Annotated in this window: 6 protein-coding genes and 1 CRISPR repeat array; of the genes, 4 read left to right on the top strand and 2 right to left on the bottom strand. The window is 62.8% G+C overall.

From position 1 onward, the window contains the following. Nucleotides 1–31: 31 nt before the first annotated feature. Nucleotides 32–807: direct repeats of the CRISPR family, unit length 37 nt; unit sequence CTCTGAAAGAGAGGAAAAGCCCGTTTGGGATTGAAAC. Between the two features lie 43 nt (nucleotides 808–850). Then, nucleotides 851–1,693 (top strand): hypothetical protein, encoded by an 843-nt coding sequence (locus IRZ31_RS17980; protein ID WP_112431932.1) that lies wholly within the window; start codon nucleotides 851–853, stop codon nucleotides 1,691–1,693. Between the two features lie 19 nt (nucleotides 1,694–1,712). Then, nucleotides 1,713–2,306 (top strand): hypothetical protein, encoded by a 594-nt coding sequence (locus IRZ31_RS17975; protein ID WP_297156178.1) that lies wholly within the window; start codon nucleotides 1,713–1,715, stop codon nucleotides 2,304–2,306. Between the two features lie 141 nt (nucleotides 2,307–2,447). Here the strand turns inward: IRZ31_RS17975 and ilvD are convergent, their stop codons facing one another. Beyond that, the gene (gene ilvD, locus IRZ31_RS17970; protein ID WP_297156176.1) at nucleotides 2,448–4,145 is read right to left on the bottom strand and encodes a dihydroxy-acid dehydratase; all 1,698 of its coding nucleotides are present in this window, start codon (nucleotides 4,143–4,145) and stop codon (nucleotides 2,448–2,450) included. Between the two features lie 114 nt (nucleotides 4,146–4,259). Further along, a complete protein-coding gene (locus IRZ31_RS17965; protein ID WP_297156174.1) occupies nucleotides 4,260–5,699 on the bottom strand; it encodes a mannosyltransferase family protein in 1,440 nt (479 codons plus the stop codon). A 215-nt stretch (nucleotides 5,700–5,914) separates the two neighbouring features. On the opposite strand from IRZ31_RS17965, the gene IRZ31_RS17960 reads away from it, so the two are divergent. Both IRZ31_RS17960 and IRZ31_RS17955 read left to right on the top strand, forming a co-directional pair. Continuing rightward, on the top strand, nucleotides 5,915–6,592 hold the full coding sequence (locus IRZ31_RS17960; protein ID WP_297156172.1) for a DUF4255 domain-containing protein: 678 nt from the start codon (nucleotides 5,915–5,917) through the stop codon (nucleotides 6,590–6,592). After that, nucleotides 6,589–8,677 (top strand): ATP-binding protein (locus IRZ31_RS17955; RefSeq protein ID WP_297156170.1); only part of this gene is annotated, 2,089 nt, incomplete at its 3' end. The genes IRZ31_RS17960 and IRZ31_RS17955, both read left to right, overlap by 4 nt.

The following is an 8,677-nucleotide window of genomic DNA, read 5'->3' as shown; positions in this document are numbered from 1 at the left end:
CTAGGGTGAAGCTGACTGGGACGTAGGCTAGCTCTGAAAGAGAGGAAAAGCCCGTTTGGGATTGAAACTCAGGGGCCGGTCTATCCACTGCTCCAGCAGCCCCTCTCTGAAAGAGAGGAAAAGCCCGTTTGAGATTGAAACAGCCGATGAGAGCAACGCACCGAGCTGCCTCAACGCGTCTCTGAAAGAGAGGAAAAGCCCGTTTGGGATTGAAACAGCCGATGAGAGCAACGCACCGAGCTGCCTCAACGCGTCTCTGAAAGAGAGGAAAAGCCCGTTTGGGATTGAAACAGCTAGAGCAGGGCGGCCTCTGGGTCCGCTTGCTCAGCTCTGAAAGAGAGGAAAAGCCCGTTTGGGATTGAAACCCGTGCTTGAGCAGCAGCACGTAGGAATGCCGCTGAACTCTGAAAGAGAGGAAAAGCCCGTTTGGGATTGAAACTCCAATTGGAGCAAGTCTATGACCGCTTCAGCGTCCTCTCTGAAAGAGAGGAAAAGCCCGTTTGGGATTGAAACTCCCGCGCAATGGAGAAATCATCACCACCTCGTCACTCTGAAAGAGAGGAAAAGCCCGTTTGGGATTGAAACTTTAGATATTGGAGATAGTCCGACCAGATTTTTATGTAACTCTGAAAGAGAGGAAAAGCCCGTTTGGGATTGAAACCACTTGCTGGAGGATCAGGGCGCGTGACCGCGAGGGCTCTGAAAGAGAGGAAAAGCCCGTTTGGGATTGAAACTCAAGTGCCTCTTCGATGGTTGGTGACCGACTGACTCTCTGAAAGAGAGGAAAAGCCCGTTTGGGATTGAAATGGCGATTGAAACGAAAGAGGAACAAGAGGGAGGGAGCGCAAACGTGGAAGCCCTGCTTTCCGCCGATACATCGCTAAAGGTTGAGAAAATCTGGCTGGGCATGCTGCGTACATTGCCACCCGCCAGGCGGGTCGCGATGGCCTGGGACCTGACAGGCTCTGCGATCAACATCGGACGCCTGGCCGTAATGAGCGAGAGACCCGACCTCGATGCCCATGAGGCCGCCCTGAGCCGTGCACGCTTCCGTTACGGGGCCGCCATTGTGCACCTCGCTGAGGAACGCCGCCGCCGTCTATCGGAGGTGGAAGCGAATCGCTTCCCCTCGCTGCCAGAGGTCCTCTGGCCGCTCCTCTCCGCGCTGGAGGCGCTGCAGATCACAGCGGTCCCCCTCTCGCTGGCGATCCCCTTCTATGGGGTCCACCGGTCCCTGGGCGACATCTCCCTGGCCGTTGAGCGCCTGCCAGCGCGCCAGGCCCTGCAGCAGCGGTTGCCAGCGCGTTTCTGGCTCGACGAAACGAGCGAGGATGGGCCGGGTCTGCGTCTGATCGAGCTGCAAAGCCTGCTGCCTGTCTGGCTCTGGCCCGCCGACCGCGGAAAAAATGCCCCCCTCCTGCAGCGCCTGCTTGACAGCCGCCGCGAGGCGCCGCTGCTGGAAAATGCTCCACCTTGCGCTGTACCCGCTCCCGAGCCTCTCCTTCTCTATCTGCTTGCCTGGCAGGGTGAGCAGAGCGCGACCAGTGATGAGCGCTGGTATGATTTCCTGGGCATCCTGAAAATGCAGCAGCCGTCTGGGCTGAACCTGGAGCTGCTCAGGACACTGGCCAGGGACTTGCAGTGCCTGCCCCAGCTAGAGGAGGCCCTTGCCCGGACTGGTTTGGAGTTCTGAACAAGGAAGGAGTCAGCGGGTGTCTTCTTCTCCTCCTCCTCTCGAAGAGACCTTATTGCCACTGGCCGAGGCCCTGGAAGCGCTCGGTATTCGCTACGTAGTAGGCGGCTCTGTCGCCAGCTCGCTTTATGGCGAACCACGCCAAACAGCCGACTTGGACGTAGTCATTGAGCTACTTGACCCCCAGCAGATCAAAGCCCTCGTCAGGCAAGTCGCCCCTTTCTACTATATTGACGAAGATGCTTTTCGACAGGCTTTTCGCTATAAAAGAAGTTTCAGTATTATCTCGCTCAAAACATACACCAAAGTTGACATCTTTTTTCCCCAGCACCGCGCCCTCGACCGCGATGCCTTCGCCCTGGCTCGCTATCGGCCCCTGGAGCTCGGAGGAGAGCGTCTTTTCCCTATCGCCCCGCCCGAGGTCATCGTCCTGCAGAAACTGGAGTGGTATGTCCTCGGTGGGCGTAGTTCCGTCAGGCAGTGGAATGACATTCTTGGGATCTTGCGGGTGCAGCGACCTCAGCTAGACCTGGCCTATCTGAGAGCGCAGGCCATCGCGCTCCAGGTAGGGGACCTGCTGGAGCAAGCATTACAAGAGGCTGGTCTTCTGTAGCAAAGATGGCCTGCCCCAGCTAGAGGAGGCCCTTGAGCGTAGCGGCCTGGACCTCTGATGCGAGGACAATAAAAAAAGAGCGAGCCGGGAGGATCTCCCCCGACTCGCCACACCCAGATATGAACCTCGCGCCCTCAGCGCTCAGGCCGAAGGAGCCGTCTGCGGCGGGCGCGTCACCGCCCCCTCCGAAGCCGACGAGACCAGCGCCGCGTACTTCGCAAAGACCCCACTCGTATAGCGTGGAGCCGGCGGCTGCCAGCTCGCCAGGCGCGCCTTTAGCTCCTCCTCCGGCAGCTCCACACTCACCGTGCGCTTCTCAATATCGATCACAATCGTATCGCCATCGCGCAGCGCGGCCAGCGGACCACCAACCGCCGCCTCGGGAGCGATATGGCCGACCATCAACCCGCGCGTCGCCCCACTAAAGCGCCCATCGGTCAGCAGGGCCACCGTCTCCCCCAGGCCCTCGCCCACGATCGCGCTCGTCACCCCGAGCATCTCGCGCATCCCCGGACCGCCGCGCGGCCCCTCATAGCGGATCACCACCACATCGCCCGGCTGGATCTGGCGCCCGATCACCGCCTGCATCGCATCCTCCTCGCGATTGAAGACGCGGGCCGGACCGCGATGATAGAGGCGCTCATGGCCGGCGATCTTCACCACGCAGCCCTCCGGCGCCAGATTCCCCTTGAGAATGACCAGGCCCCCATTCGGCTTAATCGGATTCTCCACCGTACGCACCACATCCTGACCCGGGGTCTCCTGAGCCTGGGCCGCCTCCTCACCGATCGTCCGGCCTGTCGGCGTCAACTGATCGCCATGCATCAGGCCCGCCTCGATCAGACGCCTGGCCAGCAGCGGCGTCCCGCCGGCGCGATCCAGATCCAGCGCCACATAGCGCCCGCCCGGCTTCAAGCTGGCGATCAGCGGCGTACGGCGACTGATCTCATCGAAATCATCGATCGTCAGCGCAATACCAGCCTCGCGTGCCAGCGCCAGCAGATGCAGCACGGCATTGGTCGAGCCGCCCGAGGCGGCCACGCCGGCGATCGCATTCTCGAACGACTTGCGCGTCAAAATATCGCGAGGCGTCAGACCGCGATGGAGCATCTCCACGACCAGGCGGCCACAGCGCTCGGCCACCTGCTCCTTACGCGGATCGGTCGCCCCCACGCTGGCCGTCCCCAGCGGCGAGAGGCCCAAAAATTCCAGCGCCATCGCCATCGTATTGGCCGTATACTGACCGCCGCAGGCGCCGGGGCCGGGGCAGGCCACGTTCTCCAGCTCGTGCAGATCCGTCTCGCTCATCCGACCGGCGGCGGTCGCCCCGATAGCCTCGAAGACATCCAGGATCGTCACATCCTGGCCGCGGAACTTCCCGGGAGCGATCGAGCCACCATAGAGCACCAGGCTGGGCACATTCAAGCGAATCAGCGCCATCGCCGTCCCGGGCAGCGTCTTATCGCAGGCGGCCAGCGCGATCACCGCATCAAACATCTGGCCCTGACTGACCAGCTCGATCGAATCGGCGATCACCTCGCGGCTAATCAGCGAGGCCTTCATGCCCTCGGTGCCCATAGAAATACCATCGCTGACCGCGATCGTATTGAACTCCATCGGTGTTCCGCCGGCGGCGCGGATGCCCGCCTTGACATGTTCGGCCAGGCGGCGCAGGTGGAAATTACAAGGCATCGTCTCGATCCACGTATTCGCCACGCCGATCAAGGGCCGCTGCAAATCCTCATCGCGGAAACCGATAGCCTTCAGCATAGCGCGAGCCGCGGCCCGCTCGCGCCCATCGATCAGCACTCGACTGCGGTGCCGGGGATCAAAAGCCATAGAGCAGCCTCCCTTAATGTACTGCCTGTATTATACTCCTGACGTAGCCCCTTGCTCAACGCACGAGCGCCCAATGCCACCGGGCATCGTCCCCTACCGCTTCGCAACAACCAGCTAGACCATCCAGCGCCCCGTCAGAAACTGCAGCAGCGCGAAGCTCAACAGAGCCGTCGCGTAGATCGGATAGTAGCCCAGCACTGAGCGCAAACGTGACCAGTGCTCGCTCGTATCCTCCATCAGCAGCCCCAGCACCACAAAGGCCGGCGCCGCCTCCAGCAAATAGCGCGGAAAAGCATTGAGCGGCGCACCACCGCGCGTCAGCCAGAGCAGACCGAAGACACAGAAGAGCAGCGCATAGAGCGCATAGCCGCGTCGCTCTGCCGGCAAGCGCCAGGGGCCGACCCAGCAGAGGGTCACCAGCAGGGCGATAAACAGTACACAGATCAGATCGAAAGCATTGTGAATGGCATCAAAAGAAACAAGATGAGCATGAAAGAACGACAGCATTGTTTGCAAAACACTCAAACCCGGCAGATCCAGATAGCGATTCCAGCATGCCTGCGCGTGCGAGAAGGCCAGAGGATCACCGAAGCGCAGCAGGCGGTAAAGCGCGAAGAGTACTGTTCCCAGCGGGATCAGGCCGGCGGCCAGCGCGCTCAGGCGCAGCCGCAGCAACTGCCAGCCGCAGCGGCTGCCATACTCGTAGACGAAGAGCACCACCAGCAAGAGACCGGCGGGGCGTGTCAGAGCGGCCAGCAAGCCGTAGAGGCCGGCCAGCCACCAGCGCTGATGGCGCAGGCCATAGAAGCACAGCAAAGACCACAAGAGAAAGAGCGACTCAGGATAAGCGGCGGCCAGGAAAAAGGCGCTTGGAAAGAGCACAAAGTAGAGCAGTGTCCTGCGAGCCAGAGCCGCCGAGAAATCCTCGGCCAGCAAGCGATAGAAGACAGTCAACATAGCCAGGCCGGCCAGATTAGCGATCACCAGGCCGGCCACGTGGGGGCTGCCGAGCGTGAGCGGCGCGCCGAGATGTTCGAGCAGAGGAAAGAGCGGGAAAAAGGCCGTCTGCCACCATTGCGTATAGCCTGTCTGAGCGATCGTGGTGTAGTGAGCAGCGTCCCAGTGATGCCAGCTATGGACCAGGCTGCTGAGGGGCAGAACCAGCGAACTGAAATTCGGCAGCATAAAGAGCGGAGCCAGATAGCTCAGCAGAGCAAAAAGAGTGCGACTCAGCAGATAGACAGGCAAAGCCGCCCGCAGCGCTCTCAACCAGCGCTGCAGCTCCGTCGCGCGGTCCGGCGCCGTGGGCGACAGTGCTCGCGCAGGAGAAGGCGCGGCTACATTGATCGCCGAAGATTCGTCTGAGGAAGACGATTGGCGCATAGCGTTCCTCCGGGAGATAACGACCTGATCGTAGACTAGGATTACCAACAGGTAAAAACGACTGGAAGAAGACAGCGTAACAGAACTAAGCAAGGAAGGCGCAAGGCCACCTTGCCGGGCCAGCACAACGAGCAGACGTACTGATGGGCGATAGAGGCCGTGCGTGGTCATGCTCGCCCCTGCAAGTCAGGGTAGTGTCGGCGTAGAGCGCAAATAGAGCGAAAAAAGAGCGCCCTATGCTAACGTTAAGCGAGTCTCATGGTTGAGATCCATCTCTGCCGGAGACATCCCGGCTTGCCCCGGTGCTGGAAAGGAGCAGCGCCCGAAGGCAGCAGGCCGAAAGAGAGCGAACTGCAGCGAGCTAGCAGAGTGCAGGGGAGAACAGCATGCGCAGTGCCTGGAGCATGGCGGCAGTCACCTTCATTCTCAAAAGGCTGCTGGAGAACACCCTGATCGAGCAGGCGGGGTCGGCGGGTCTGGGAGAAGTACTTGTCACCGCCCTGCCGCCGGATCGCATTGCCCTGGGAACTGAGGAGCGGCCTCAGCTCAACCTCTACCTCTATCGCCTGACTCCCGACTCAAGCTGGCGCCAAAGCCCGGCCCCGGCAAGAGCCGGCTCAGCAGACTCCGAACCTGGGGAAGCCGGCAGGCAGCTACTGGCACTCAAATTCCACTACCTGCTCAGCTCCTACGGAGAACGCGACGGACAGGGCGAGCTGCTCCTCGGACTGGCCATCGACTGCCTGCAACAAGCGGCTCTGCTCTCCGGCGAGCGACTGCAGGGACTGCTGCAGGCCCTGAGCGCCGATGGCTCCGGGCGAGCGCGCGCCAACGTCCTGGCCCGCCTCGTGAGCGCGGCACCGCTGCAGGAGCTGCGCATTCGACCCGAATTTCTCGGCATGGAAGAGCAGACCAGGCTCTGGAGCGCCTGGCAAGCCCACGCCCGTCTGGCCATGACCTATGAAGTCACGGCCCTCCTCAAGGAAGCAGCGCCGACCCCTGAAGCCAGGCCAGGGCGGCGCATGTCTGCCGGAGACAAGTATAACCCAGGGCAGCCATCATGACAGGAATGAGCCAGGAAGCAGAATCAGCTTCAGACAGCCAAAGAGCAGCCGCCGAGCGCCGTCACCTCCTGGCCGCGCTGGCCCTCGTGCGTCAGGCCCTCGTGCGTCACTGCGCACGCTGCCGCGGAGAAGAAGAGCCAGCCTTGCAGCAGCAGGAGAGCGATCCCTCGCGCCTGGAGCAATCTCTGACCGCCGCGGCCTCTGCCCTGCCAGGACCAGCCCCTCTGCAGCGACTCTGCTCGGCCTTCGGCCTCTCGTCTTTTGAGCGCGACCTGCTGCTCCTCTGCGCCGGAGTCGAGCTAGACAGCAGCTTCGCCGGTCTCTGCGCCCAGGCAATGGGGCAACCCGCGAGCGACCGCAGTCAGGCGGCGCTGCCCACCTTCAGCCTGGCGCTGGCCGCTCTCCCAGACGCCCACTGGGACGCCCTCACGCCCGAGGCACCCCTACGCCATTGGCAGCTCCTCGCCCTCGGCAGCGGCGCCACCCTCACCATGACGCCCCTGCGCATCGATGAGCCAATCCTCCATTACCTGATTGGCCTGCCCTACCATGATCCGCGTCTGAGCCTGCTTCTGCCCGTGGCCCCCGTGGCAGGTGAGCTGCTCCCCTCGCAGCAGCGGGCCTGCGCCCGTCTGCGCGCCGCCTGGAGCGAGCAACGTGCATCCTCCTCCCCCTGGTCTGGACCCGGGCAGCAGCGCTGGCCGCTCATCATCCTGGCCGTCCCCCAAGAGCAGGATGGGCTACGGCTGGCGGCGCGAGCCTGCCAGGAACTGGGTCTGCGTCTCCACGCCCTCTCTGCCACTGACCTTCCTCTGGCCTGCGCAGAGCGCGAGCGCTGGGCGCGCCTCTGGGAGCGCCAGGCCATGCTGACCGGCAGCGCCCTGCTGCTCGACTGCAGCCAGCTCACGCCCGAAGATCGTCCCACCCGGCAGGCAGTTGAACATCTGGCCCGCCTGCTGCAGACGCCGCTGATCCTGAGCTGTCGCGAGGCCGCCACCCTCCGACTCGCCCTGGCGCCGACCTCTCTGGTCAGCATTGAGCTAGAGCCGCTACCCCTGGCAGAGCAAGAGCAGCTCTGGCGACGCGCCCTGAGCGCCCTGCCGCTGGCTGCCGATCTCAACGGCCATGTCGAAGCGCTGGCCATGCAATTCCCCCTTGGAGGGGCCGCCATCGAGCGTGTCTGCGCTCAGCTCCTGCCCGAACCCGCGCCCCTGGAATTGTCCGCCGACGAGGTAGCGCAGCGGCTCTGGCACGCCTGCCGTCTGCAGGCTCGCCCGGTCCTGGACGATCTGGCCCAGCGTCTCACCCCAACCGCGGATTGGGAACAGCTTGTCTTGCCCGACGAGCAGCAGCGTCTACTGCATGAGATCGTCGCCCATGTGCGTCAGCGGGCAACCGTCTACGAACGCTGGGGCTTCGGGCGTCAGGGAGCGCGTGGCCTGGGCATCAGCGCCCTCTTTGCCGGCAGCAGCGGCACTGGCAAGACCCTGGCAGCCGAAATCATCGCCCACGAGCTACAGCTCGACCTCTATCGCATCGACCTCTCCGCCGTCGTCAGCAAATACATTGGCGAAACCGAAAAGAACCTGCGCCGCATCTTCGATGCCGCCGAGGAAGGGGGCGCCGTCCTGCTCTTCGACGAGGCCGATGCCCTCTTTGGCAAGCGCAGCGAGGTCAAAGACAGCCATGACCGCTACGCCAACATTGAAGTTGGCTATCTCCTGCAGCGCATGGAGACCTATCGTGGCCTGGCCATCCTCACCACCAACCTCAAGCATGCCCTCGACCCGGCCTTTCTGCGTCGCCTGCGCTTCATCGTCCACTTCCCCTTTCCAGATGTAGCCATGCGCCTGGAGATCTGGCGGCGCATCTTTCCGCCGGACCTGCCACGCGAGAATCTCGACCTGGAGAAGCTGGCCCGCTTGCACGTGGCCGGTGGCAACATCCGCAATATCGCCCTCTACGGGGCCTTCCTGGCGGCGGAAGCTGGCGAGTCGCTGCACATGAGCCATCTCTTGCGCGCCGCCGCCGTTGAGTATGCCAAGCTGGAGAAGCCGCTGACCGAGGCGGAGATCGGAGGCTGGC

The sequence above is a fragment of the Thermogemmatispora sp. genome (assembly GCF_019683635.1).
Taxonomy (GTDB): domain Bacteria; phylum Chloroflexota; class Ktedonobacteria; order Ktedonobacterales; family Ktedonobacteraceae; genus Thermogemmatispora.
The sequence above is the reverse complement of the archived record's forward strand: the minus strand, read 5'-3'. Positions and strand labels throughout refer to the sequence as shown.